Raw genomic sequence first — 23477 nt, 5'->3', positions numbered from 1 at the left:
AAGGACCGCACCATGGACCGCCTGATCTACACCGCCGCCTCCGGCGCCAAGCACATCCTCGAGCAGCAGGCCACGACCTCGAACAACCTGGCCAACGTCAGCACCACCGGCTTCCGGGCCCAGATGGACGTGTTCCGCGCCGCGCCGGTGCAGGGTCCGGGCCTGCCGACGCGCGCCTTCGTCGTCGACTCGACCGCCGGCAACGACTTCTCGTCGGGCGCGCTGCAGGTCACGGGCCGCGACCTGGACGTGGCGGTGAAGGGGCAGGGCTGGCTGGCGGTGCAGATGCCGGACGGCACCGAGGCGTATACCCGCAACGGTTCGCTGCAGATGAGCCCGAACGGCGTGCTGACCACGGCGTCGGGCCAGACCATCGCCGGCGAGGGCGGCCCGATCACGATCCCGCCCGACGCCACCGTGACGGTCGGCGGCGACGGCACCATCTCGACCATCTCCAACGTCGACTCGCCGGCCGCCCCGGCCGTGCTGGGCCGCCTGAAGCTGGTCAATCCGCCCGAAGGCGACCTGGTGCGCGGCGACGACGGCCTGTTCCGCCTGAAGGATGGCGGCAACGCCCAGCTCGACCCCACGGTGCAGGTGGCCGGCGGCGCACTCGAGGGCAGCAACGTCAATCCGGTCGATTGCATGGTCGATATGATCTCCCTGGCAAGGTCGTTCGACACGCAAATGAGCCTGTTGAAGAACGCCGAGAATAACGCCGCAAAAGCGACCCAGATCCTCGCTTTGAATTGATAGTTGCCCCGGCATAATTCTATTGTGCGTGGCGGTGTTCGCCTGCCACCAATAGGAGAATGCCATGATTCGTTCGCTGTACATCGCCAAGACCGGCCTGGAAGCCCAGCAGACCAACCTGGACGTCATTTCGAACAACCTCGCCAACGTCAGCACCAACGGCTTCAAGAAGTCGCGCGCCGTATTCGAGGACCTGCTGTACCAGAACGTGCGCCAGCCAGGCGCCCAGTCGTCGCAGCAGACCAACCTGCCATCGGGCCTGCAGATCGGCACCGGTGTGCGCACCGTCGCCACCGAGCGCATCCACACCCAGGGTAACCCGCAGCTGACCGGCAATGACAAGGACGTCATGGTCAACGGGCCCGGCTACTTCCCAGTCATGATGCCGGACGGCACCCAGGCGTATACCCGCGACGGCTCCTTCCAGAAAGACCAGAACGGCCAGCTCGTCACCTCGAGCGGCTTCGTGGTCCAGCCCGCCATCACCGTGCCGGCCAATGCCGAATCGATCAGCGTCGGCCGCGACGGCACCGTGTCGGTCAAGATCGCCGGCGAAACCGCGATGACCCAGATCGGCGCCCTGCAACTGACGACCTTCATCAATCCCGCCGGCCTCGAGTCGCGCGGCGAGAACCTGTACGTCGAAACCACCTCGTCGGGCGCACCGAACCTGAACGTGCCTGGCACCAATGGCGCAGGCAACCTGATGCAGGGTTATGTCGAATCGTCGAACGTCAACGTCGTCGAAGAGATGGTCGCCATGATCCAGACCCAGCGCGCCTACGAGATCAACAGCAAGGCGATCACGACGTCCGACCAGATGCTCCAGAAACTGTCGCAGCTCTAATCCAGTCCTCATGAAAACTCTGTCCCTGTCTTTCCTCGCAGCCGTGGTCCTGCTTGCCGGTTGCAACACCGCGCCGACCACCATCGTGCAAGGCCCGACCAGCGCCCGCCCGATGCTGGTGGAGACCGCGCCGGCCACCGACGGCGCCATCTTCAACGTCAACAGCTACCGCCCGATGTTCGAAGACCGCCGCGCGCGCCACATCGGCGACCTCTTGACCGTCAACATCAGCGAGCGCACCAGCGCCACCAAGACCGGCGCCAGCTCGGGCAACAAGACCGGCAGCGCCAGCTTCACCGCGCCTGGCCTGCTGGCCGGCACCATCGGCGCAGGCGTCGACCTGGAGTCGGGCACCAAGTATGCCGACGGCGACAACCAGAGCGCCTCGAACAACTTCAGCGGCACCATCGGCGTGACCGTCACCGAGGTTCTGCCGAACGGTAACCTGATCGTGGCCGGCGAAAAGCAGGTCGCGATGAACAAGGGCACCGAGTTCATCCGATTCTCGGGCATGGTCAGCCCGGACACGATCCAGGCCGGCAATACGGTGTCGTCGGCGGTGATCGCCGATGCGCGGGTCGAATACCGCACCAACAGCCGTCTCGACCGCGCCGAGGTGACCTCGATGCTGTCGCGCTTCTTCCTGTCGATGCTGCCGTTCTAATTTAAAGAGTCATTCATGCGTAAGATCACCGTCTTCATGCTGCTCGCCGCCGCGCTTGCGGGGACTGCTCCAGTGGCCCAGGCCGAGCGCCTGAAGGACCTGGCGACCATCGCCGGCGTGCGCCAGAACCAGTTGTCGGGCTACGGCATCGTCGTGGGCCTGGACGGCACCGGCGACCAGACCACGCAAACCCCGTTCACCGTGCAGTCGATCAAGGCGATGCTGCAGCAGAAGGGCATCAACCTGCCGGCCGGCGTCCAGCTGCAACTGAAGAACGTGGCGGCGGTGATGGTCACCACCTCGCTGCCGGCCTTCGCCCAGCCGGGCCAGACGCTGGACATCACCGTGTCGTCGATCGGCAACGCGAAAAGCCTGCGCGGCGGCACCTTGCTGATGGCGCCGCTGCACGGCGCCGACGGCCAGGTGTACGCGATGGCCCAGGGCAGCCTGGTGGTCGGCGGCGTCGGCGCGCAAGCCCCGGGCGGCGGCGCCCAGGTGCAGGTCAACCACCTGTCGGTGGGCCGCATCTCGGGCGGCGCGACCGTCGAGCGCGCGGTGGCGTCGAACCTCGGCGCGGACAACCAGATCCGCCTGGAACTGAAAGAGACCGACTTCGCCACCGCGGCGCGCGTGGTCGAAGCCGTCAACGACCAGTTCGGTCCCGGCGTGGCGACCGCCCTCGACGGCCGCGTGGTGCGCGTGCGCACCCCGTCGTCGAGCGACCAGCGCGTGGCCTTCCTGGGCCAGCTGGAACAGATCGACGTCAAGCAGCCGCTGGCCTCGGCCAAGGTGATCATGAATGCGCGCACCGGTTCGGTGGTGATGAACCAGGCCGTGATGCTGGAAAACTGCGCGATCTCGCACGGCAACCTGTCGGTGACGATCGGCGCCGACACGCAGGTGAGCCAGCCGAATCCGGGCACCCTGGGCGCCACCGTCGTGACCCAGAATCCGAGCGTCGAGATCAGGAAGGAACCGGGCCAGGTGCTCAACGTCAAGGGCGGCGCTTCGCTGGCCGAAGTGGTGAAGGCGATGAATTCGATCGGCGCCACCCCGCAAGACCTGCTGGCCATCCTGCAGGCGCTGAAGGCGTCCGGTTCGCTGCGCGCCGAACTTGAAATCATCTAATTCATTGAGCCACGCATGATCGCCTCGCGCCTCTCCAACGACCAGACCGCCAAGCTCGCGCTCGACACCAACAGCCTCAACGGCTTGCGGCAGAGCGCGAAGGATGGCTCGCCGGCCGCCCTCAAGGAAGCGGCGACCCAGTTCGAGGCGATGTTCATCAATATGATGATGAAGAGCATGCGCGACGCCACGCCGCAGGAAGGTCTGATGGACAACCAGCAGACCAAGACCTTCACCACCATGCTCGACCAGCAGATGAGCCAGAACCTGGCCAAGCGCGGCGTCGGCCTGGCCGACGTGCTGGTGCGCCAGCTGAGCTCGCAGCAGATGGGCCAGCAGGCGCTGGCGATCGGCGCCGACGGCGTGAGCGCCGGCGCAAGCACCGGCATGGGCACGCGCGGCCTGCCGGGCGCGATGAATGGCGCCGCCATGTACCAGAACAGCGCCGGCACGGAAGGCGCCGGCAAGGCGCCGGCGCTGCCGGCCACGCTCGAGAATGGCCGCACCCAGGCGCCGCACGTGCGCGCCTTCCAGGAAAAGCTGCACGAGCACGCCCACGCGGCCGAGCAGAGCACCGGCATCCCGGCCAAGTTCATGCTGGGCCAGGCCGCGCTCGAGACGGGCTGGGGCAAGCGCATGATCAAGAATGCCGACGGCACCAGCAGCAACAACCTGTTCGGCATCAAGGCCGGTCCGAGCTGGAAGGGCAAGGTCGCCACCGCCGTGACGACCGAGTACGTGAACGGCAAGCCGCAGACGAAAGTGGAGAAATTCCGCGCCTACGATTCGCCCGCCGATTCGTTCCGCGACTACGCCAGGCTGATCGCCAACAATCCGCGTTACGAAAAAGTCATTGCCAGCGGCGGCGACGCCGAAGCCTTCGCCAAGGGCCTGCAGCGCGCCGGCTATGCGACCGACCCGAATTACGCGGCCAAGCTGACCCGGTTGATCAAGAACTCGCTGGCCTGAAGCGCTGGCCCAGAAAAATGTCGTTACAAATGACCGTCAAGTTTTTCCAAAAGCTGCCGTAGACGGACTTGTTAAAGAGAGAAAAAAGTCATGAGTAGCCTTCTCGCCATCGGTAAGACCGGCCTGTACGCAGCCCAGGCGGCCCTGTCCACCACCGGCCACAACATCACCAACGCCAACGTGGCCGGCTACAGCCGCCAGGTGGTGGTGCAGGCCACCTCGGCCGCCCTGAACACCGGCGTCGGCTTCATGGGCACCGGCACCCAGATCGCGCAGATCAAGCGCTACAGCGACGACTTTTTGAACACGCAGGTGCGCAACGCCCAGGCCAGCAGCAGCGGCCTGGAATCGTATTATTCGCAGATCAAGCAGATCGACAACCTGCTGGCCGACACCACGTCGGGCCTGACCCCGGCGATGCAGGGATTCTTCAAGGGCGTGCAGGACATGGCCGCAAACCGCGCCTCGGTGCCGTCGCGCCAGGCCATGCTGTCGAACGCCGAATCGCTGGCCACGCGCCTGAACGGCCTGGATGCGCGCCTGGGCGAGATCCGCGAGGGCGTCAATTCCGAGATCGAGTCGAGCGTCACCGCGATCAACACCTACGCCCAGCAGATCGCCAAGCTCAACGAGCAGATCGGCAACTATGCCTCGTCGCCCCAGCGTCCGCCGAACGACTTGCTGGACCAGCGCGACCAGCTGGTGCTCGAACTGAACAAATACGTCAAGGCCACCGTGCTGCCGGGCGATAACAACAGCCTGACGGTTTCGATCGGCAATGGCCAGCCGCTGGTGGTGGGCCAGGATTCCTTCCAGCTGGCGACGATGCAGTCGCCGACCGACCTGACGCGCCTGGAAGTGGGCTATCAGGTCGGCGACAAGGTGTCGGTGCTGCCCGACGGCGCGCTGCCGGGCGGCAAGCTGGGCGGCGTACTCGATTTCCGCAGCAACACGCTGGACAAGGCCCAGAGCCAGCTCGGCAAGATCGCGATCGGCCTGGCCTTCGAGTTCAACCGCCAGCACGAGCTGGGCCTGGACCAGAACGGCGAGCCGGGCAAGGCCTTCTTCAACGAAGCGCCGGCCTACGTCGGCAAGAGCGTCAACAGCTCGCGGCTGAGCACGTCGGAACTGACGGCCAAGGTCGTCGATCCGTCCAAGCTGACCGACAACGACTACGAGGTCAAGTTCTCCGAAGGCCGCTACCACGTGGTCAGCCTGCCGGACCGCACCTCGGTCGGGTCGGTCGAGCCCGATGCCGACGGCAACGCCACCTTCGGGGTCGGCGGCGTGGAGATGAGCTTCTCGAAGAGCGCGCGCGAGGGCGACACCTTCCTGGTGCGCCCGACCATCAACGGCGCGGCCGACTTCAAGGTGCTGGCCACCGACGTGTCGCAGATCGCGGCCGCGGCTCCGGTCCTGAGCAAGGAACCCTTGACCAACACCGGCAGCGGCAAGATCAGCGAAGTCAAGGTCGAAAAAGAATTCCTGGACACGCCGCCCACGCTGCCGATCACGCTCACGTTCAATGCTGGCGCCGGCGACGAGCCCGGCACGCTGACGGGTTTTCCCGATGGCGAGCCTGTCTACAGGGTGGACGACAAGGGCGAGAAGACGCTGATCGAGGGCGACGTCCAGTTCGAAAATGGCGCCACCTACAGCTTCGGCGGCATCACCGTGACCATGACCGGCGCCCCGGGCGGCGGGGACAAGTTCGAGATTGCCGACAACAGCAGCGGCGTCGGCGACACCCGCAACATCGCGGCGCTGGGCGAGCTGCAGACCAAGAACATCTTCAACGGCGGCACCGCGACCATCCAGTCGTCGTACGCCCAGATGGTGAGCGAAGTCGGCAACAAGACGCGCGAAGTCCAGATCAATGCCTCGGCCAGCAATGCCCTGCTGGCGCAGGCGCAGGGCGCCCAGGCCGACGTCGCCGGCGTCAACCTGGACGAGGAAGCCACCAACCTGATCAAGTACCAGCAGGCCTACCAGGCGGCCAGCAAGGTGATGCAGATCGCCGGCACGATCTTCGATTCGCTGCTGTCGATCGGCCGCTAACGCCTGACCCCGAGCAAAGACCATCATGCGCATCAGTACCCTGAACCTGTACAACACTTCGACCAACCAGCTCAACAACCTGCAGTCGGCGCTGGCGCGCACGCAGATGCAGCTGTCGACCGACCGCCGCCTGTTGACCCCGGCCGACGATCCAGTGGCGTCGGCGCGCGCGCTGGAGGTGACTCAATCGCAGAACGTCAACGCCCAGTTCGCCACCAACCGCAGCAGCGCCAAATCGTCGATGGGCTTCGTGGAATCGGCGCTGCAGAACGCCGGCGACCTGCTGCAGGAAATGCAGCGGCTGACGGTGGATGGCGGCAATGGCGCCATGCTGCAGAGCGACCGCGAGAAGCTGGCCACCGAACTCGAGGGCCGCCTGGCCGACCTGCTGGGCGTGGCCAATACCGCCGACGGCGCCGGCGGCTACCTGTTCTCGGGCTTCAAGACCACCACCCAGCCGTTCACGGCGACGCCGACCGGCGCCGCCTACCAGGGCGACTCGGGCGTGCGCCAGCTGCAGGTGAGCGAGTCGCGCAAGGTCCCGCTGTCGGCTTCGGGCAGCGCCGTGTTCGAGTCGATCCCGACCGGCAACGGCACGTTCCAGACCAAGGCCGATACCGACAATACCGGCGCCGCCATCATCTCGTCGGGTTCGGTGGTCGACCGCAAGGGACTGGACGGCAGCAAGTACGAGATCGTGTTCGACGTGAGCGCGGACACGCCGCCGGTGACCACCTACTCGGTGTACCGGACCGATCCGAGCAGCGACGAGCCCCTCCAGGAAGGCGTTCCCTACAAGGAAGGCCAGCAGATCGCCTTCGGCGGCATGGCGATGGACATCAAGGGCGTGCCGGCAGCCGGCGACAAGTTCAGCGTCGAGCCGAGCCAGAAGCAGTCGGTGTTCACCACCGTGACCGACCTGATCAAGACGCTGCGCATGCCGGGCGACGGCGCGGCAGGCAAGGCGGCGCTGACCAACCAGCTCAACTCGGCGCTCGACAACCTCAAGAACGCCCACGACAACGTGCTGACCGTGCAGGCCTCGGTCGGCGCCCACATGAACGAACTCGACTACCTGGACAGCGCCGGTTCCGACCTCGACATCCAGTATGCGACCACGCTGGACGACCTGCAGGGGCTGGACACGGTCAAGGCCATCTCGGACTTTTCCCAGCAACAGCTGACCCTGCAGGCGGCGCAGATGTCGTTCAAGACGATGTCGGGGCTGTCGCTGTTCAACGTCATCTGATCAGCGCGCCGCCACCGGCTTCGGCGGCGTCTTCGCATTCACTTTCGGCGGCTTGGTCGCCTCCCTGATCTCGGCGCCGCAATTGGTGTCCGGCGCCTTGTCGACGTTAATCAGCGGCAGCAGGGCGGCCAGCGGATTCACGGTGGCCAGCGCCACGGCCGCGCCGGCCTTCAGCGCCAGCGGACCCGCCTGCGGTCCGACCTTCGGCTCGGTGAAGGTGCCGCGCGCATACAGCGGCGTGCGCAGCGACAGCACGCGCGCGCCCTTGGTTTTCGGCCGCACGTCCAGGTCCAGGCGTTCGCTGGCCAGGTCGACGTAACCCGACATGTTCACCACCGCATCCTCGCTGTCGAGCACGAAGCGGTCGATGTTGGCGCGGCCATTGCGCACCGTGGTCTGGGCCGCCACGCAATTGAGCATCATCTGCTTGTCGCCGAAGATCTTGACGAAGATGGCGTTGGCCACGTTCAGGCCGGCCAGTTCGAGCATGAACTGGCTGACCGTGCCCTCGGTGACGACGGCATTGATTTCGCCGTGCGAGGTGCCCAGCATGGCCGCCACCGTATTGCCCTTGCCGGCCAGCACGCCGTCGCCATTGACCTCGCCGAAGCTGGCCTGCATCGACTGCAGCTTGGGGAACAATTCGCGGATCTTGAGGCCGCGCGCCGCCAGGCGGGCCCCGGCGTCCAGCGTCTTGCCGCTACCGTCGAGGCGGATGTTGGAGGTGATGCGCCCGCCCGCCATGCCGAAGCTGAGCGGGGTGAGGGTGAGCACCTTGTTCTTCATGCGGATGGTGGTCTCGAGGTCTTCCAGCGGAATGTCATGGGTGCGCACGATGCGCTTGCCGGAGAATTTGACGTCGGCATCCAGCGCTCCCCACTTCTCGGTATTGAACCCTTCCACCGGCAAGGCCTTGCCGGGCGGCGGCGCCTTGATGCGGCCCGCTTCCTTGGTGCCGGCGCCGGTGTCGGCGCCGACGGTCGGCCCCAGGTCGGCCAGGCGCAGTTGCTTGGAGGTCAGGGCGCCGCTCAGGAACGGGCGCGGCTTGCGCTGGGCATAGGTCAGGGTGCCGGCGAGGTCGCTGGCGCCGACCTTGCCGGTGAAGTCTTTATACGTGAAGCTCCAGAAGTCGCCGTCCTTCTTGCCCAGCAGTTCGCCGCGGGTCGAGTAGGGCGGGGTTTCCGGCAGCAGCACGCCGGTCAGGCCGTACAGGTCGGCCATGCTGGCGCCGGCCAGCTCCATCTTGAGGGCGAAGCCGGACGGCGAGCGCGGATCGCGGACTACGCCGCGCAGGCCGAGCTTGTTCTGGCCGGCGCTGGCCTCGGCCTCGATCGGGAAGGTGATGTCTTCGCCGGTCAGCGACAGCACCGCGCCGGCCTTGCCGCCGCCCGTGATCTTCGCCTTGTTGTAGGTGCCCGACAGGGTGAAGGCCAGGCCGTACGGCGGCACGCCCGCGGCCGGCGCGGGTTGCTGGCCGTCGATCGTGCGCGCGTCCGCGCGCAGGTCGATGCGGAGCGGCTCGTCCGCATAGCGCAGCTTGCCGCTGTTGAAGGACAGGCGCTGGATGTCGACATTCCACTGTGACGGGCCGTTGTCCTTGAAGGTCCAGGAGTTGCGGCCATCCTCGAGCCGCTGCACGGCGATGTCGGGGGCCGCCAGGCGCAGGTCGGTGATGACGACGTCCTTGCGCAGCAGCGGCAGCACGTGCAGGCCCACCTCGACGCGCTGCGCCCCGGCCATTTGCGGGCCGACCGTGCTCCAGGTCGGGTTGCTCATGGTGACGTCGTTGGCGCTGATGTACGGGCGCGGCACGTAGCGTCGCCAGCCGCGTTCGCTGTCCAGTCCGCGCTGGAACTTGACGTCCAGGTCGCCCCGGATCGCGAATTCACGGCCCGTGGTTTCCGATACCTTGCGGTTGATATACGGCCGCAGCATATTCCAGTCGAACAGCAGGAAGAAGAGGATCACGATGACCGTGATTCCAAGCAGGATCCAACCCACGATCTTGAGAGGTCTAGATGTTTTCATGTCGATAGCGGCCACATGCATGGCTTGGTGGAGGCGCTACGCCCTAGGATGTTCAGGCTACCCCTGCCGTGCGCTTTTGTTTGTTGGCTAAGTAGCATTACGGGCCAAAAGGTGGCGTTTCAGGCATGCGGCATCGAAGGGGGAGAAGCGTTGACGATCTGGTTGGCATGAATATACACTGTTATATATCGCGTTATGGAGATTGCCGATGTCGGATTTATTGAAAGAGCTGGGCCCGACCTTCCTGGGCAGCCGCCTGAAGCGCCTGGGCGAACGGATGCAGGCGGGGGCCGCCAGGGTCGCATCGGATGCGGGCTTGCCGGTGCAGCCGGCCCACATGCCGCTGCTGGCCGCGCTCGACGGCCAGGCGCTGACCATCGGGCAACTGGTCCAGGTGGTCGGCGTCAGCCAGCCCGGCATCACGCGCGGCATCGGCCAGTTGGCCGACCTGGGCCTGGTCGAGTCGCAACAGGACAGGGACGGCGATGGGCGCCAGCGCACCATTTCGCTGACTTCCGAGGGCAATGCCGTGCTGGCGCGCGCCAAGCTGTATGTGTGGCCGCAGATCGGCGAGGCGGTCAAGACCTTGTTCGGCGGCCGGCCTGAAGAGTTCATGGAGCAGATCGCCGCCATCGAGGCGGCGCTGGCGGAGCATTCCATCGATGCGCTGGCCGCGCGCTCGACGCCGCAACTTCTCACGATCCACGAGTTCAGCGACGAGCTGGCAAGTCACTTCCACGACATCAACGCCGAATGGATCAACGCCATGTTCAAGCTCGAGGCGACCGACCGCGAGGTGCTGGAAAATCCGCGCGCGAAGATCGTCGACCCGGGCGGCGTGATCCTGTTCGTGGAAGCGCGCGGACTGGGCATCGTCGGCACCTGCGCGCTGCAAAAGACCGGCGCGCGCAGTTTCGAGCTGACCAAGATGGGCGTGCGCGAAAGCGCGCGCGGCCTGAAGGCCGGCGAATTCCTGCTCGAGGCGATGATCGCCCGCGCCATGGGGCTCGGGGCCGAACCGCTCTACCTGCTCAGCAACGCCCGGTGCGCCGCCGCCATCCACCTGTACGAGAAGCTGGGTTTTGAACACGACGCCGGCATCATGGCGGACTACGGCGCGCGTTATGCGCGCTGCGACGTGGCGATGCGCTACCGCGCGCCGGCGCGCTAAGCGAGGAAAAACTCCAGCCCGCGCGCCATGGCCGGGAACATCGCCGAGCCATGGTTTTCATGCGCCAGCAGGTGGAACCGGACCCGTGCCAGCGTCTGGTCCGCCTGCAGCCGCTCGGCGAGCTCGCGCGCCTCGTCGACCATGCGCCGCCTGGCCGCGATCGCCTGGCGGCCTTCCAGCGCGGCGCCGTTCGCCGCCGGCTGTTCCAGCTCGCCCACGGCCAGCATCAGGGAGGGTTTCGACGGCAGGGAAGCAAGGCGTTTGGCGAATCCCTCCATGCCCGCCAGCACCGCGCGTTCGCCATACCAGATCGACGGGCTGGCCGCGAGATAGGTCTGGAACATCGCGGGGCGGGTGAGCAGCGCGTGCAGCGTGCACAGGCCGCCGTACGAATGCCCGTACAGCGCCTGGCGCGCCGGGTCGAGCGGCGCCAGCGTCGCCACCAGCGGTTTCAGTTCTTTCTCGATGAAGTCGAGGAACAGGTCGGCGCCGCCTTCGGTCGCCGGTCCCGCCTTGCCGGTCGGCGGCGTGTAATCGCGGCCGCGCGCGCTGCTGTAGGGCTGGTCGCCGGCATAGCCGATGCCGACGATTACCGGTGGCGTCTGGCCGGTGACGCGGCTGCGCACGCCGGCGCTGCGCGCCATGAGCGTCAGGGTCGGGAAGGTGGCGTTGCCGTCCAGCGCATACAGCACCGGATGCCCCGCGGCGGGCGCCGCGCCGGGCGGCACGGCGACGAAGATGCGGTAGTGCTGGCCGGTGATGGCGGATGTCAGGTCATGTTGCCGGGCCAGCGGCAGGGTGGCGGTCTGCCACCCTTCGGCGGCGCGCGCCAGCGGCGCGGCGAGGCCGGCCAGGGTGGTAACGGCGGCGGCGCCGAGCAGGCGGCGGCGAAGCAGGGAATCGGGCATATGCAACAAGATGAATGAGAATTATTCTCATTCTAACCTTGTTTCCTGTGATCAGCCAGGCGCCGGCACCACCGGCGCCGGTTGCGCCGGGGCCGCTCCCGCCGCTCCCGGCTGTGGATTGCCGGCGCGCGGCAGCGACCGGGTGGTTTCGATGCCCTGGTTGAACAGGTTGACGATCGGCGCGCTGAGGTAGGGCAGGGCCAGGCTCAGGGTCAGGAAGCCCACGCCCAGCGTGATCGGGAAACCGATGCCGAAGATGTTCAGCTGCGGTGCGGCGCGCGTCAGGATGCCGAGGGCGACCTGCGTGATCAGGAGGGCGGCGATGATCGGCATCGCGATCTGCAGGCCGGCCGAGAAGATGCGTCCGCCCCAGCGCGCCAGTTCCAGCGCCGCGTTGGACGAAAACGGCGTCTCGGTGATCGGCATGGTGACGAAGCTTTCGGCCAGCGCCTCGAGCAGCACCAGGTGGCCGTTCACGGCCAGGAAGGCCATGGTCGCGACCAGGGCCATGAACTGGCTGATGGCCGACGAACGTCCGCGCGTGCTGGGATCGAAGAACATGGCGAAGCCCAGGCCCATGGTCTGGCTGGCCACCTCGCCAGCGTACTCGACGGCGGCGAACACGAGGCGCATGGCGAAGCCCATCGCCAGCCCGATGATCATTTCCTTGACCAGGATGAGCAGGCCCGCCCATGACGTGGGATCGGCTGCCGGCACCGCCGGCACCAGCGGCGCGATCACCAGCGCCAGGAACACGCCGAGCAGGACCTTGACGCGCAGCGGTACGCCGGCGTTGCCGAACAGCGGCGCGGCGGCGATCAGCCCCAGGATGCGCGACAGCGGCCACAGCAGGGCGGCGATCCAGGCGTTGATCTCGACCGAGGTCAGCGTCAGCACGCGGGCCTTACCCGATCAAGCCCGGAATCCCGGTGAACACCTGGCGCATGTAGTCGAGCATCACCGACAGCATCCACGGCCCGGCCACCACCAGGGCGACGAATACGCCGACCAGCTTCGGGATGAAGGACAGGGTCGCTTCGTTGATCTGGGTCGCGGCCTGGAAGATGCTGATGATCAGGCCGATGATCAGCGCCACCAGCAGCAGCGGGGCCGAGATCATCAGCGTCACTTCCATGGCCGTGCGGCCCATCGTCATCACGCTTTCGGGTGTCATGGCCGCCTCCTCAGTAGAAACTCTGGGACAGCGAGCCCAGCAGTAACTGCCAGCCGTCGACCAGCACGAACAGCATCAGCTTGAACGGCAGGGCGATGACGGCGGGCGACATCATCATCATGCCCATCGCCATCAGCACCGACGCCACCACCATGTCGATGATCAGGAAGGGGATGAAGATCGCGAAGCCGATCTGGAACGCCGTCTTCAGTTCGCTGGTGACGAAGGCCGGAATCAGGACCCGCAGCGGAATGTCTTCGGGCCCCTGCAGCGCTTCGGAACGCGAGATCTTGACGAACAGCGCCAGGTCGGACTGGCGCGTCTGCTTGACCATGAACTCCTTGAGCGGCACCGCACCGCGGTTCATGGCATCGGTCATCTGGATCTCGTTGCGCTGCAGCGGCAGATAGGCCTCGCTGTAGATGCGGTCGAACGTCGGTCCCATCACGAAGAAGGTCAGGAACAGCGCCAGCCCCACCATCACCTGGTTCGGCGGCGCGGTCTGGGTGCCCAGCGCCTGGCGCAGCAGCGACAGCACGATGATGATGCGGGTGAACGCCGTCATCATCAGCAGCGCGGCCGGCAGGAAGGTGAGTGAGGTCAGCAGCAGCAGGGTCTGGACCGGCAGCGAGTACGACGTGCCGCCGCCCGGCGCCGGGCTGCTCTGGAATGCCGGGATGCCGGGCTGGGCCGCCGCGATCAGCGGCAGGGCCAGTGCGCCGGCCAACAAAAGGTGTTTAGCTCGCATTGCGTTTGTCGATCGTCTTCTTGAGCCAGTCCGAGAAGTGAGTGGCCGGGAGTGCGCCGTGGGCGGCGGTCGGGGCCAGTTCGCCTTCCTGGCGCGGCATGGTATGCAGGGCGTTGACGCGGCCCGGCGCGGCGCCGACCACGATCCACTGGTCGCCGACTTCGACCACCATGATGCGTTCGCGACCGCCCAGGTTCAGGGCGCCGACCACGCGCAGGTTGGCGCTGCCGCCGCCCATCCTGGGACCGAAGCGTTTCATCATCCAGGCCAGGCCGGCCAGCAGGCCGAGCACCAGCGTCAAGGCCATGATGGTCTTGAGCAGGCCGCCCGCGCCGGGGCTGGCGGTGGACGAGGTGGGCATCGGGGCGGGCATCGACACACGCGGGGCTTCGCTCAGCGGCGCGGGGGACGTGGGCGACACGGGCGCAGTGGCGACCGGCGGGGTGGTATCGGTGGTCGCGGCGGCATCGCCCGGCAGCGGGGCGGTCGGCGGGGCTGTCGCGGTGGGCGTGGTCGCCGGGGCCGGCACGGCCGGCGCAGGTGGACGGCCGGTGGTAGTTTCGCCGGGACGGCGCGGGGTTTCGGCGTCCTCGTGGGCGGCCGGGGCCGGCGCGGTCGAGGTGCCGGCCATGCTGGCCGGCGTCGCCGGCTTCGAGGTGGTGTCGGTGGTTTGCTGGGCGAAGGCCAGGCAGGGGGCGAGCAATAACGAGGCGGTGAAGGCTCGTAGGGTGGGCGGCTTCGCCGCCCACGCGTCCAGCCAGCGCACGCACAGCCCCTTGTGTGGCAAGAAGACGTTCGTTGAACGCGTGGACGGCAAAGCCGTCCACCCCACGGCAGGGAAGTGATCAGAGGCAGGGGCGCGCGGCAGGGTCATTTATTCAGTTTGCGAATCCGTTCAGATGGCGTGATGATATCAGTGAGTCGGATCCCGAACTTGTCATTCACGACCACCACCTCGCCCTGGGCGATCAGGCAGCCGTTGACCAGCACGTCCATCGGCTCGCCGGCCAGGCCGTCCAGCTCGACCACCGAGCCCTGCGCCAGTTGCAGCAGGTTCTTGATGGCGATCTTGGTGCGGCCCAGTTCCACCGTCAATTGCACCGGGATGTCGAGAATGAAGTCGATGTCGTTCGGCGTCTCGTTGCGCGCGCCCTTGTTCGAGAAATCCTTGAACACGGCGGCAGCCGCGGCCGGGGCGGTCGCCTGCTGCTGTTGCTGGCGCTCGAGCGCCGCGGCTTCTGCCGCGGCCTGCTCGGCGATCGCCGCGCCCCAATCGTCGTCGATGTGGTCCTGGTCTTCCTGGTTGTCCGACATGGTGTTCTCCTGTATTGCTTCTTGCTTCGGCCGGCGCCCTGCGCCTGGCCAATCATATCGATTACTTGCTGAAGGTGTCGCTATTGGCGAGCAGCTTCTCGACCTTCAGCGCATATTGCCCGTTGTGCACGCCGTAACTGCAATCCATCACCGGCACGCCGTCGACCGTGGCTTGCAGCATGTCGGGCACCACGATCGGGATCACGTCGCCGATCTTCATGTTCAGGATCTCGTCGAAGTTCGCCTTGCCGTTGCCCAGCACCGCGACCAGCTCGACCTCGGCGACCTGGATCTGTTGCGTCAGCAGGCGCACCCAGCGCTTGTCGACTTCCAGCGCTTCGCCCTGGATGCTCGAGGTCAGCGCGTCGCGGATCGGCTCGATCATCGAGTAGGGCATGCAGAAGTGGATCTGGCCCGACACCGAGCCCAGCTCGACCGTGAAGGTGCAGGACACCACGACTTCGTTCGGGGTCGCGATGTTGGCGAACTGCGTGTTCATCTCGGAGCGGATGTACTCGAACTCGATCGGATACACCGGCTCCCACGACTTGCCGTAGGCCTCGAACACGATGTCGAGGATGCGCATGATGATGCGCTGCTCGGTCTGGGTAAAGTCGCGGCCCTCGACGCGGGTATGGAAGCGCCCGTCGCCGCCGAACAGGTTGTCCACCAACAGGAACACCAGGCCCGGATCGAACACCATCAGGGCGGTGCCGCGCAGCGGCTTCATGTGGATCAGGTTCAGGTTGGTCGGGACCACCAGGTTGCGGATGAACTCGCTGTACTTGGAGACCCGCACCGAGCCGACCGAGACCTCGGCGCTGCGGCGCAGGAAGTTGAACAGGCCGACCCGCAGATACCTGGCGAAACGCTCGTTGATGATCTCGAGCGTCGGCATGCGGCCGCGCACGATGCGCTCCTGCGTTGCCAGGTTATAGGTGCGTACCCCCGAGGTGTCTTCAGGCGTCGCAATGTCGTCCTGATCGCCGTTGACCCCTTTTAAGAGGGCATCGACTTCTTCCTGTGAGAGGAAATTATCGGCCATGTTTCTTCGTGTTTACTGAATGCTTACTGGATGATGAACGAAGTGAATAATACGTCGGACACTTCCTGTTCGTCGCCATGTTTCTCGAACGGCTCGGTGATCGCCGCCTGGATGTCGGACGCCAGTTGCTGCTTGCCCTCTACCGTATTGATTTCGGACGCTTTTTTGCTCGACAACAGGAGCAGCACGCGGTTGCGCACGATCGCCATATTGTCTTTTACCATGGTCGCCTGTTCGGCGCCGTCGACCTGCAGGGTGAACTGTACCTGCAAATACTGCTCGCCGTTCTCGGGCTGCAGATTGACGGTGAAGGCCTCGATCGGCACGTATTCCGGCTTGGAGTCCGGATCTTTCTTTTTCTTCTTCCTGGTTTCCTTGGCCGGGGCTTCTTCTTCGCCATGGGCGGCCGAGGACTGGCTGAAATACCAGCCGCCGCCGGCGCCCGCGCCAAGCACGAGGATCGCGGCGAGGATCATGATGATGAGCTTTTTCTTCGAGCCGGCCGGCGCCGCTGCTGCAGCCGCGTCCGCTTTCGGATCAGCCTTCATTTTCGGATTCGCTTTCAAAATAGGTCTTCAGTGCTGGTTAATGGGTACAACATTATGGCATTGTCGCGGAAAGATGCACCCGGGCAAGCCTAGAAAAGAGGGAGGAAGAGGCAGTAAATCCGGAATTGTTGCAGGCGCGCGATGACGGAATGGAAAAGGGCGGCCGTCGGGCCGCCCCTTGCGCGCCGTCCCGGCCGGATTACGCGAACAGGTCGACCATTCCGCGCTCGCCCAGGCCCACGGTGCGGGTGCGTGGCGCGACTTCGTTCACTGCGGGCTCGCCCTCGTTGCCGGCGCCAGCGCCGGCCAGGTTGCCATTGGCGCCCGTGCCGCCGGACGCACGGCGTTGGTCATCCTGTTGCTGCTGGCGTGCGCCGGCGTCGACCGTCGCGTTATTCAGGGCGATGCCGCTCTCGCTCATCATCTCGCGCAGGCGCGGGAGGGCGTTTTCCAGGGCCTGGCGCACTTCCAGCTGCTCGGCCGAGAAGGCCACGCTGGCCTGGTCGTTGCTCACGTTGAGCACGATCTGGACCGGGCCCAGGTCGGGCGGGTTCAGGGTCAGGGTGGCGGCCTGCTCCTTGCCGACCATGTAGACGATGCGCTGGCTGACCTGGTTGTCCCAGGCCTGGCTGCCCACCCGGGCCGGGATGCGGTCGCCCGGCACGGCGGCCGGGTTGCCGACCGCGTCCGCCATCTTGGCGGCCTGGGCCTGCAGCTGGGCCAGCGGGGCCGGGGCTTCCTCGACCGCCGTTGCCAGTTGCTGCTGGCTTTCGCGCAGCTGGGTCTGGAACTGGGCGGCATCCTGCTGACCTTCCGGCAGGGCGCCGGCCTGGACCTGGGGCGCGTTCGGGTCGACCGGGGCACGCTGCACGCCGGCGGCCAGCGAGACGCCTTTGCCGAGCTCGTCGGTGACGGCGGCGCCGGCCGCGGCGTCACCGGCCGCGCTGCCGGCCGCGCCGGTCATGTGCTCCAGCGCGCTTTCCAGCGCCTTCGATTGCAGGTCGCCGGCAGCGGCCGCGTCGAGCGGCACGGCAGCGGCGTCGGCGCTTGCGGGCCTGGTCAGGCTGGCCATGAAGGCCAGCATGTCGGTGACCGGCGTCGTGGCCGCGGCGGCGGCTTCGGCCGCGCCGGATTCTTCCGCGCCCTCGGCGGACGCGGTCTTCGCTTCGCCTTCGTGGCTGGCCGGCTTGACGCCGGACTTGGCCTGTTCGCGCACCGGCTCGCGGTTGGTGGGCTTGTCGGCGGCATTCGGTTTCGATTGCTGCTGCGCGGCCGGCTTCGGCTGCTGGGCAGCCGGGGTCGGCGCCTGCGGCTGCGGCGCCTGCTGGCGCGCCGCCAGTTCGCGCGACAGGGTGGCGCCGAAGGCGCCATTGTTGCGTGCGCTGTCGGCCAGCCGGTCCTGACTCGCACTGCGTGGCGCGCTGGCATTGGCGCCCGTGGTCTGGAACAGGAGATTCGTGGTCTGCGTCGTCATGATTCGCTCAGCGTTGTTTGTAGCGGGCGCCACGCGCCGCGTGGTCGTCCATCAGTTTCTGGTCGCGCTTGTTCTGCACCTTGAGCGCTTCGCTCGCGGCGCGTTCGTTCAGCGTGCGATACGACAAGCGCTTGCGTTCGCTTTCCTGCAAAGTCTTGCGCTCGGATTCCGCCTTGAATTGGGCATGCTTCAACACGTCGCGCTGGCCATTCAAGGCACTGTCCAGCTTGCCAATAAAGGCAACGAAGTTGTGGTACGCGAAAGGCGTGATGCCGGCCACCTGGGCGGCATCGAGCTTGCGCGCATATTCGTCGCGGTAGCCGACCAGCATTTCCAGCTTCTGTTCGGCTTCCTCGACCAGTTTGTTGGCCGCGCCCAGGCGCTTGGCGGCAGCATCGGAATCCTTCTGCGCCAGGTCGATCAGTGTTTCAAGTGCGGATAATTGGGCCATGGTGCAGCGATTTTAACGCTGGACAATTCTCGCCGATCAGTTGAATAGCGAGGAAAGTTGCCCCAAGCTCTGGGGAAGCGTGGCGTTGTCGTGGATTTCCTGGCACAGGAATTCTTCGATGGCCCCATGCTTCGCGATGGCCTGGTCGAGCACCGGATCGCTGCCGGCGGCATAGGCGCCGACATTGATCAGGTCGCGCGAGCGTTGATAGCGCGAATACAATTGTTTGAGCTTGCGCGCCGCCAGCTGGTGTTCGTGCGTCGTGATCGAGTGCATCGCGCGCGAAATCGACTGCTCGATGTCGATCGCCGGATAATGCCCGGCCTCGGCCAGGTGGCGGTTGAGCACGATGTGGCCGTCGAGAATACCGCGCGCCGCATCGGCGATCGGATCCTGCTGGTCATCGCCCTCGGACAGCACGGTATAGAAAGCCGTGATCGAGCCGCCGCCTTCCAGGCCGTTTCCGGCCCGTTCCACCAGCACCGGCAGCTTGGCGAACACCGATGGGGGATAACCCTTGGTGGCCGGCGGCTCGCCGATCGCCAGCGCGATCTCGCGCTGCGCCATCGCGTAGCGGGTCAGCGAATCCATGATCAGCATCACGTTCTTGCCCTGGTCGCGGAAATGTTCGGCGATCGCCGTGGCGTAGGCCGCCCCCTGCAGGCGCAGCAGCGGCGGCGAGTCGGCCGGGGCCGCCACGACGGCCGAGCGGGCGCGGCCTTCGGGGCCCAGGATCTGGTCGATGAATTCCTTGACCTCGCGGCCACGTTCGCCGATGAGTCCGACCACGATGACGTCGGCTTCGGTATACCGTGCGATCATCCCGAGCAGCACCGATTTGCCGACGCCGGTGCCCGCGAACAGGCCCAGGCGCTGGCCACGGCCCACGGTCAGCATCGCATTGATGGCGCGCACGCCGACGTCGAGCGTGTCCTTGATCGGCGCGCGGTCGAGCGGATTGACCGGCCGCGCATTGAGCGGTCCCACCTCGCTCGTGCCGAGCGGGCCGAGGCCGTCGAGCGGGCGGCCGGCGCCATCGACCACGCGGCCCAGCAGCTGCATGCCGACCGGCAGGTGGCGCGCGCGGTCTTGCGGACGCCGGCGCCCGTGCGGCACGGTGCCCGGCGGCGGCAGCACGCTCTCGACCGGGAAGACGCGCGAACCGGGCACCACGCCTTCGGTATCGCTTTGCGGCATCAGGAACAGGCGTTCGCCCTCGAAGCCGACCACTTCGGCCTCGATGAAGCCGCTGGCGGTGGGGATCGTGGCGGCGGCGCCGACCGCGAGGCGCAGGCCGACGCATTCCATCACCAGCCCGGCCACGCGCGTGACGCGGCCCGACACTTGCAGCGGATCGGCGAAGCTGACCAGGGTGTCGCAATCGCGCAGGAAGGATTTCCAGCGCCCGGTGTGCGGGTCGCCGCTGCCAGTGCCTTCCTGGTGGTGCTGGTGGTCGTCCATCAGTCGCCCAGCCATTCGACGTTGGCGCCCAGCGCGTGGGTCAGGCGGTTCCAGCGCGCCGCGGCTTGGGCGTCGATCTGGTTAGTAGCGGTCTCGACCTTGCAGCCGCCGCGCGCGATGGAACCGTTCTCGACGATGCGCCAGCCGCCCTTGCTCAATTCCTCGGCCATGCCATGGCGCACCAGTTCGGCATCCAGCGGGTTCAGGGTGAGCACGGCCGGCTGTTGCAGCACGGGCAACTGGTCGATGGCGTCGCGCACCACCGACAGGATCAGTTCGGGACGCACGTCGAAACCGGTGCGCACCATACCGCGCGCCAGGCGCAGGGCCAGTTCCAATACGTCGCGCGCGATGGTCTCGTCGGCCTGGGCGATGGCGTCGCCGAAGCTGGCGGCCACCTGGCGCAACTGCGCCAGCTCGGCCGCGGCTTCGCGCTGGCCGGCCTCAGCGCCTTCGGCGTAACCTTGTGCGCGGCCCTCGTGATGGCCCTGGGCGCGGCCTTCTTCCAGCCCTTGCGCGAAGCCTTCCTGGCGCGCCGCTTCGCGCATCGCTTCCAGTTCTTCGACGCTCGGCAGGGAAAATCCCGGCGGCAGGGCGGGCGTGGCGTCAGCAGAAGGGGAGGCGCTGGACGCGGCCGCGGCCTCGGCCGCGCGGCGTGCGAGCGTGCTGGGACGATCGTCGCCGAACGACGCCATTTCCCAGCGCTGGTAGGCGCTCTGCTGTTCTTTCGGTATTGCCATCAGACGAACGAATCCTCACCTTTTCCGCCCAGCACGATCTGGCCTTCGTCCGCCAGGCGGCGCACGATCTGCAGGATCTGCTTCTGCTGCGATTCTACTTCGGACAGGCGCACCGGACCCTTCGATTCCAGGTCTTCGCGCATCATTTCGCTGGCACGCTGCGACATATTCTTGAAGATCTTCTCGCGCAAGTCCTGCGAGGCGCCCTTGAGCGCGATGATCAGCATCTCGGACTGCACTTCACGCAACAGCAACTGGATGCCGCGGTCGTCGATGTCGATGATGTTGTCGAACACGAACATCTCGTCCATGATCTTCTGCGCCATGTCGTTGTCGTAGTTCTTGATATTGTCCATCACGGCTTGCTCTTGCTCGCCGCTCATGAAGTTCAGGATCTCGGCCGCGGTACGCACGCCGCCCAGCGAGGACTTCTTGATGTGTTCATTACCCGACAACAGCTTGGTCAGCACGTCGTTCAGCTCGCGCAGGGCGGCCGGCTGCACGCCGTCCAGCGTGGCGATGCGCAGCACGACGTCGTTGCGCAGTCGTTCGGTAAAGTTTGCCAGAATTTCGCAGGCCTGGTCGCGTTCGAGGTGGACCAGGATGGTGGCGATGATCTGCGGGTGCTCGTTGCGGATCAGCTCGGCCACCGAGACCGAGTCCATCCACTTCAGGCTCTCGATGCCCGAGGCGTCCTTGCCGCCGAGAATGCGGTTCAGCAAGACTGCCGCCTTGTCGTCGCCCAGCGCCTTGGTCAGCACCTGGCGGATGTACTCGTCCGAATCGAGGCCGACGGTCGAGTGCAGATTGGTCTCTTCGACGAACTCTTCGAGCACCGTGACCACCTGGCCGTGCTGCACCGCCTTCATCTGCGCCATCGCGGCGCCCAGCTTGAGCACTTCGCGCGGGCCGAGGAACTTCATCACCTCGGCCGCTTCGGCTTCACCCAGGGCCAGCATCAGGATTGCCGCCTTGTTCGTGCCGTCCTTGTCTTTATCACTCATTTGAACCCAACCATGCCTTGATGACGTTTGCGACGATGCGCGGATCTTCGTTTGCCAGGTCTTTCGCCAACTTCAGGTTGGCGCGGTAACCCATGTCCCGGCGAATCTTCTCTTCTTCCTCGAGGTCTTCCTCGTCTTCTTCGGCTTCCTCTTCGCCTTCCCCGCCTTCGGTCTTCTCGTCTTCCTTCGGCTCTTCCGGGATGGCGGTGGCTTCGTCGAACTTCTTGATCGCCGGACGCAGCAGCGGTCGCAGGAAGCGGTAGTACAGGAAGGCGATCACGGCGAACACGAAAGCGTAGCGGGCCAGGTCCTTGAACAGCGGCATATTCGCCGGGTCACGCCACCAGTCCGGTTCTACCACCGGATCGGCCGGCTTGTCCACACCGTCGAACGGTGCGTTGGTCACGTTCAGGGTGTCGCCGCGGGCCTGGCTGTAACCCATCGCCTGCTTGACCAGCTCGTTGATCTGGGCCACTTCGTTGGCCGCGAGCGGACGCACGGTGACCTTGCCGGTGGCCGGGTCGACGATGCGGCGGTAGTTCACCACCACGCCGACCGTCAGGCGCTTGATGCCGCCCATCGGACGCTGTTCGTAGCGGATGGTCTTGTCGACTTCGAAGTTGGTGGTTGAATTCTTGGTGCTCGGGCCGGTCGCGGCAGGCGCTTCGGCCGGCGGCTCGCCGTCGATCGGCGCGGTGTTCACGCCCGGCGGCTGGTTCGACAGCGCGCCCGGGATGCCCGACGGGCCGGCGCCGGCGCCTTGGGTTTCCGAGGTCTGCTGGCTGCGGATGGCCTGCGGCTCGGGCGGCGAGTTCGGCTTGTACATCTCGGCCGCGGTATCGACCTGGGCGAAGTCCACCTCGGCGGTCGCTTCGGCGCGCACATTGCCCTCGCCGACCAGTGGCTTGATGATCGATTCGACCTGCTTGATGATGTTCTGCTGGACCTGGTCGACGTATTTCAGCTGGGTCGGGTCCAGGGTCTTGCCGCCCGCGCCCTTGTTGGCCTGCTCGGACAGCAGGGTGCCGTTCTGGTCGACCACGGTCACGTTGCCGATGGTCAGTTCAGGCACGCTGGACGCGACCAGGTGCGAGATGGCGCTGACCTGGCCCTGGTCCAGGGCGCGGCCCGGCTGCAGGTTGAGCAGCACCGAGGCAGTCGGCTTTTGCTGGTCGCGCACGAACACGGACGGCTTCGGCAGCGCCAGGTGGACGCGCGCGGCGCTCACCGAGCCCAGCGACTGGATCGAACGCGCCAGCTCGCCTTCGAGCGAGCGCTGGTAATTGACCTGTTCCAGGAACTGGGACACGCCCAGCTTCTGGTTTTCCATCAGCTCGAAGCCGACATTGCCGCCCTTCGGCAGGCCTTGCGCGGCCAGCTTCAGGCGCAGGTCGTGGATCTGCTCGGCCGGCACCAGGATCGCGCTGCCGCCTTCGGAAAACTTGTACTGCACCCCCATCTGGTCGAGCGAGGCGGTGATGGCGCCACCGTCGCGGTCGCTGTAATTGGAGAACAGCACGCGATACTCGGGCGCCTGGCTCCACATCCAGACAGCGATCATCAGCGCCAGAATCAGCGCGATGCCGCCGCCGATGGCGACGCGCTTGCCCATGGTCGTCTGGAAAAACGACGGGGGCGCAGCCGGGGGCTGGCCCTGGGTGGTGTCGAGAAGGTCTTCCGCAGTTGCTGCCATGTTCGATGGATTCAGGTGAATGGGTGGGGACAGGCAGCATTATGGAGCCC

At 66.2% G+C, this 23477-nt stretch carries 23 protein-coding genes; 8 read left to right on the top strand and 15 right to left on the bottom strand.

Going from position 1 to position 23477, the window contains the following annotated elements:
- The first annotated feature begins 12 nt into the window (after nucleotides 1-12).
- The 7 genes from flgF (at nucleotide 13) to flgL (ending at nucleotide 7668) form a co-directional block, all read left to right on the top strand.
- A complete protein-coding gene (flgF, locus tag ABIB42_RS03420) occupies nucleotides 13-753 on the top strand; it encodes a flagellar basal-body rod protein FlgF (protein ID WP_312485332.1) in 741 nt (246 codons plus the stop codon).
- 64 nt (nucleotides 754-817) lie between these two features.
- A complete protein-coding gene (gene flgG, locus ABIB42_RS03415) occupies nucleotides 818-1600 on the top strand; it encodes a flagellar basal-body rod protein FlgG (protein ID WP_429247898.1) in 783 nt (260 codons plus the stop codon).
- A gap of 10 nt (nucleotides 1601-1610) precedes the next feature.
- Nucleotides 1611-2264, top strand: a complete 654-nt coding sequence (locus ABIB42_RS03410) for a flagellar basal body L-ring protein FlgH (RefSeq protein WP_429247897.1) — start codon at nucleotides 1611-1613, stop codon at nucleotides 2262-2264.
- 15 nt (nucleotides 2265-2279) lie between these two features.
- Nucleotides 2280-3392: a flagellar basal body P-ring protein FlgI gene (locus ABIB42_RS03405; RefSeq protein ID WP_005665859.1), complete on the top strand. Its 1113-nt coding sequence runs from the start codon at nucleotides 2280-2282 to the stop codon at nucleotides 3390-3392.
- Nucleotides 3393-3407: 15 nt separating this feature from the next.
- The gene (gene flgJ / locus ABIB42_RS03400) at nucleotides 3408-4361 is read left to right on the top strand and encodes a flagellar assembly peptidoglycan hydrolase FlgJ (RefSeq protein ID WP_005665860.1); all 954 of its coding nucleotides are present in this window, start codon (nucleotides 3408-3410) and stop codon (nucleotides 4359-4361) included.
- Nucleotides 4362-4451: 90 nt separating this feature from the next.
- Nucleotides 4452-6419, top strand: coding sequence for a flagellar hook-associated protein FlgK (flgK, locus tag ABIB42_RS03395; protein ID WP_429247896.1), 1968 nt, complete (start codon nucleotides 4452-4454; stop codon nucleotides 6417-6419).
- A gap of 25 nt (nucleotides 6420-6444) precedes the next feature.
- Nucleotides 6445-7668 carry a flagellar hook-associated protein FlgL gene (flgL, locus tag ABIB42_RS03390; protein WP_219864983.1) on the top strand — a complete coding sequence of 408 codons (1224 nt, stop codon included), beginning with the start codon at nucleotides 6445-6447 and terminating at the stop codon, nucleotides 7666-7668.
- Here the strand turns inward: flgL and ABIB42_RS03385 are convergent, their stop codons facing one another.
- The gene (locus ABIB42_RS03385) at nucleotides 7669-9696 is read right to left on the bottom strand and encodes an AsmA family protein (protein WP_157225466.1); all 2028 of its coding nucleotides are present in this window, start codon (nucleotides 9694-9696) and stop codon (nucleotides 7669-7671) included. It abuts the gene before it with no gap.
- A 208-nt stretch (nucleotides 9697-9904) separates the two neighbouring features.
- On the opposite strand from ABIB42_RS03385, the gene ABIB42_RS03380 reads away from it, so the two are divergent.
- Entirely contained in the window at nucleotides 9905-10867 is a 963-nt protein-coding gene (locus ABIB42_RS03380) for a bifunctional helix-turn-helix transcriptional regulator/GNAT family N-acetyltransferase (protein ID WP_273034737.1), read from the top strand.
- Here the strand turns inward: ABIB42_RS03380 and ABIB42_RS03375 are convergent.
- From ABIB42_RS03375 to fliF, 14 genes are all read right to left on the bottom strand, one after another.
- Entirely contained in the window at nucleotides 10864-11775 is a 912-nt protein-coding gene (locus tag ABIB42_RS03375) for an alpha/beta hydrolase (RefSeq protein ID WP_429247895.1), read from the bottom strand. The two genes, ABIB42_RS03380 and ABIB42_RS03375, sit on opposite strands and share 4 nt — an antisense overlap.
- Nucleotides 11776-11826: 51 nt before the next feature.
- Nucleotides 11827-12672, bottom strand: coding sequence for a flagellar biosynthetic protein FliR (gene fliR / locus ABIB42_RS03370; RefSeq protein WP_005665866.1), 846 nt, complete (start codon nucleotides 12670-12672; stop codon nucleotides 11827-11829).
- A gap of 7 nt (nucleotides 12673-12679) precedes the next feature.
- Nucleotides 12680-12949 (bottom strand): flagellar biosynthesis protein FliQ, encoded by a 270-nt coding sequence (gene fliQ / locus ABIB42_RS03365; protein WP_005665867.1) that lies wholly within the window; start codon nucleotides 12947-12949, stop codon nucleotides 12680-12682.
- Between the two features lie 10 nt (nucleotides 12950-12959).
- On the bottom strand, nucleotides 12960-13697 hold the full coding sequence (gene fliP, locus ABIB42_RS03360; protein WP_005665868.1) for a flagellar type III secretion system pore protein FliP: 738 nt from the start codon (nucleotides 13695-13697) through the stop codon (nucleotides 12960-12962).
- Entirely contained in the window at nucleotides 13687-14484 is a 798-nt protein-coding gene (gene fliO, locus ABIB42_RS03355) for a flagellar biosynthetic protein FliO (RefSeq protein ID WP_229520513.1), read from the bottom strand. Before fliO ends, fliP begins: the two co-directional genes overlap by 11 nt.
- Before the next feature lie 83 nt (nucleotides 14485-14567).
- On the bottom strand, nucleotides 14568-15011 hold the full coding sequence (gene fliN, locus ABIB42_RS03350) for a flagellar motor switch protein FliN (RefSeq protein WP_005665870.1): 444 nt from the start codon (nucleotides 15009-15011) through the stop codon (nucleotides 14568-14570).
- Nucleotides 15012-15072: 61 nt separating this feature from the next.
- Nucleotides 15073-16056, bottom strand: a complete 984-nt coding sequence (gene fliM, locus ABIB42_RS03345) for a flagellar motor switch protein FliM (protein WP_005665871.1) — start codon at nucleotides 16054-16056, stop codon at nucleotides 15073-15075.
- 23 nt (nucleotides 16057-16079) lie between these two features.
- On the bottom strand, nucleotides 16080-16604 hold the full coding sequence (gene fliL / locus ABIB42_RS03340) for a flagellar basal body-associated protein FliL (protein WP_219864980.1): 525 nt from the start codon (nucleotides 16602-16604) through the stop codon (nucleotides 16080-16082).
- Between the two features lie 199 nt (nucleotides 16605-16803).
- Nucleotides 16804-18078: a flagellar hook-length control protein FliK gene (locus ABIB42_RS03335; protein ID WP_219864979.1), complete on the bottom strand. Its 1275-nt coding sequence runs from the start codon at nucleotides 18076-18078 to the stop codon at nucleotides 16804-16806.
- Between the two features lie 7 nt (nucleotides 18079-18085).
- The gene (fliJ, locus tag ABIB42_RS03330) at nucleotides 18086-18529 is read right to left on the bottom strand and encodes a flagellar export protein FliJ (protein ID WP_219864978.1); all 444 of its coding nucleotides are present in this window, start codon (nucleotides 18527-18529) and stop codon (nucleotides 18086-18088) included.
- A gap of 36 nt (nucleotides 18530-18565) precedes the next feature.
- Nucleotides 18566-19990, bottom strand: a complete 1425-nt coding sequence (gene fliI, locus ABIB42_RS03325) for a flagellar protein export ATPase FliI (RefSeq protein ID WP_184239149.1) — start codon at nucleotides 19988-19990, stop codon at nucleotides 18566-18568.
- The gene (locus ABIB42_RS03320) at nucleotides 19990-20730 is read right to left on the bottom strand and encodes a flagellar assembly protein FliH (RefSeq protein ID WP_005665877.1); all 741 of its coding nucleotides are present in this window, start codon (nucleotides 20728-20730) and stop codon (nucleotides 19990-19992) included. Before ABIB42_RS03320 ends, fliI begins: the two co-directional genes overlap by 1 nt.
- On the bottom strand, nucleotides 20730-21734 hold the full coding sequence (fliG, locus tag ABIB42_RS03315) for a flagellar motor switch protein FliG (RefSeq protein ID WP_005665878.1): 1005 nt from the start codon (nucleotides 21732-21734) through the stop codon (nucleotides 20730-20732). Before fliG ends, ABIB42_RS03320 begins: the two co-directional genes overlap by 1 nt.
- On the bottom strand, nucleotides 21727-23427 hold the full coding sequence (fliF, locus tag ABIB42_RS03310; protein WP_219864977.1) for a flagellar basal-body MS-ring/collar protein FliF: 1701 nt from the start codon (nucleotides 23425-23427) through the stop codon (nucleotides 21727-21729). Before fliF ends, fliG begins: the two co-directional genes overlap by 8 nt.
- Nucleotides 23428-23477: the final 50 nt, after the last annotated feature.

The sequence above is a fragment of the Massilia sp. UYP32 genome, from assembly GCF_050434365.1.
GTDB lineage: Bacteria > Pseudomonadota > Gammaproteobacteria > Burkholderiales > Burkholderiaceae_D > Telluria > Telluria timonae.
Note: the sequence above shows the minus strand (reverse complement) of the source record. Positions and strands in the feature narration are given on the sequence as shown.

Excerpts from the sequence above, each read along its gene's own strand:
- flgF (WP_312485332.1), top strand. The coding sequence starts at position 13 with ATGGACCGCCTGATCTACACCGCCGCCTCCGGCGCCAAGCACATCCTC.
- flgG (WP_429247898.1), top strand. The coding sequence starts at position 818 with ATGATTCGTTCGCTGTACATCGCCAAGACCGGCCTGGAAGCCCAGCAG.
- ABIB42_RS03410 (WP_429247897.1), top strand. The coding sequence starts at position 1,611 with ATGAAAACTCTGTCCCTGTCTTTCCTCGCAGCCGTGGTCCTGCTTGCC.
- ABIB42_RS03405 (WP_005665859.1), top strand. The coding sequence starts at position 2,280 with ATGCGTAAGATCACCGTCTTCATGCTGCTCGCCGCCGCGCTTGCGGGG.
- flgJ (WP_005665860.1), top strand. The coding sequence starts at position 3,408 with ATGATCGCCTCGCGCCTCTCCAACGACCAGACCGCCAAGCTCGCGCTC.
- flgK (WP_429247896.1), top strand. The coding sequence starts at position 4,452 with ATGAGTAGCCTTCTCGCCATCGGTAAGACCGGCCTGTACGCAGCCCAG.
- flgL (WP_219864983.1), top strand. The coding sequence starts at position 6,445 with ATGCGCATCAGTACCCTGAACCTGTACAACACTTCGACCAACCAGCTC.
- ABIB42_RS03385 (WP_157225466.1), bottom strand. The coding sequence starts at position 9,696 with ATGAAAACATCTAGACCTCTCAAGATCGTGGGTTGGATCCTGCTTGGA.
- ABIB42_RS03380 (WP_273034737.1), top strand. The coding sequence starts at position 9,905 with ATGTCGGATTTATTGAAAGAGCTGGGCCCGACCTTCCTGGGCAGCCGC.
- ABIB42_RS03375 (WP_429247895.1), bottom strand. The coding sequence starts at position 11,775 with ATGCCCGATTCCCTGCTTCGCCGCCGCCTGCTCGGCGCCGCCGCCGTT.
- fliQ (WP_005665867.1), bottom strand. The coding sequence starts at position 12,949 with ATGACACCCGAAAGCGTGATGACGATGGGCCGCACGGCCATGGAAGTG.
- fliP (WP_005665868.1), bottom strand. The coding sequence starts at position 13,697 with ATGCGAGCTAAACACCTTTTGTTGGCCGGCGCACTGGCCCTGCCGCTG.
- fliN (WP_005665870.1), bottom strand. The coding sequence starts at position 15,011 with ATGTCGGACAACCAGGAAGACCAGGACCACATCGACGACGATTGGGGC.
- fliM (WP_005665871.1), bottom strand. The coding sequence starts at position 16,056 with ATGGCCGATAATTTCCTCTCACAGGAAGAAGTCGATGCCCTCTTAAAA.
- fliL (WP_219864980.1), bottom strand. The coding sequence starts at position 16,604 with ATGAAGGCTGATCCGAAAGCGGACGCGGCTGCAGCAGCGGCGCCGGCC.
- ABIB42_RS03335 (WP_219864979.1), bottom strand. The coding sequence starts at position 18,078 with ATGACGACGCAGACCACGAATCTCCTGTTCCAGACCACGGGCGCCAAT.
- fliJ (WP_219864978.1), bottom strand. The coding sequence starts at position 18,529 with ATGGCCCAATTATCCGCACTTGAAACACTGATCGACCTGGCGCAGAAG.
- fliI (WP_184239149.1), bottom strand. The coding sequence starts at position 19,990 with ATGGACGACCACCAGCACCACCAGGAAGGCACTGGCAGCGGCGACCCG.
- ABIB42_RS03320 (WP_005665877.1), bottom strand. The coding sequence starts at position 20,730 with ATGGCAATACCGAAAGAACAGCAGAGCGCCTACCAGCGCTGGGAAATG.
- fliG (WP_005665878.1), bottom strand. The coding sequence starts at position 21,734 with ATGAGTGATAAAGACAAGGACGGCACGAACAAGGCGGCAATCCTGATG.
- fliF (WP_219864977.1), bottom strand. The coding sequence starts at position 23,427 with ATGGCAGCAACTGCGGAAGACCTTCTCGACACCACCCAGGGCCAGCCC.